Origin of the sequence: Paenibacillus sp. A3, assembly GCF_001399685.1 — a bacterium.
In the GTDB taxonomy this organism is placed as follows: Bacteria; Bacillota; Bacilli; order Paenibacillales; family NBRC-103111; genus Paenibacillus_G.
This window is the reverse complement of record NZ_JTHN01000322.1, coordinates 1-687: the sequence shown is the minus strand read 5'-3', so window position 1 is coordinate 687 and position 687 is coordinate 1. Positions and strand designations below refer to the sequence as shown.

The 687-nt window shown below is 69.7% G+C and carries 1 protein-coding gene; it reads left to right on the top strand.

Features of this window, described 5'->3' with window-relative positions; genetic code table 11:
- Positions 1 to 687, top strand: a 687-nt coding sequence (locus tag QJ48_RS34035) for an AAA family ATPase (protein WP_157261848.1), incomplete at both ends; no start/stop codon positions are given.

The window sequence follows — 687 nt, the reverse complement described above, 5'->3', positions numbered from 1 at the left end:
CGACGCTGCTCGATGCGATGACGCTGGCCTTGTTCGGGAAGGTGGAGCGGGCGCCGGGCGGCACGCAGGCGATTATGAACCAGGCGGAGCAGACGCTGTCCGTCTCGTTTACCTTCGAGCTGGGGCATGCGCTGGGCGTCAAGCGTTACCGCGTTGACCGACAGTTCAAGCGGGGCGGCGACGTCTCGGTGCTCGGCAGCCTGTGCCGGCTGATTCAATACCGGGACGACGAAGCGATCGTGCTGGCCGACAAGGCGGGCGAGGTCAATCAGCGGATTCAGGATATATTGGGTTTGTCGATGGCCGATTTTACCCGGGCGGTCGTGCTGCCGCAAGGGAAGTTCGCGGAGTTTCTGACGCTGACGGGCAAAGACCGGCGAGCCATGCTGCAGCGCTTGTTTCATCTGGAGCCGTACGGCGACCGGCTGAGCGCGAAAACCGCCGCCCGTTTCAAGGAAACGGACGTGGCGATCCGGGCGCTCCAGGCGGAGCAGCAGGGGCTCGGCGACGCCTCGCAAGCGGCGCTGGCGCTGGCCGAGCAGCGGCTCGGCGAAGCGCGCGAAGCCGCCCGCGGGCTGCGCGAGCGGCTCGCCGCCTGCGAGCGCCGCGCCGCGGAGCTGCGCACCGTGCGCGAGCTGCAGCGCGAGCGCGCGTCGCTGGCCGCGCGCCAGGCGGCGCTGGCCGCGC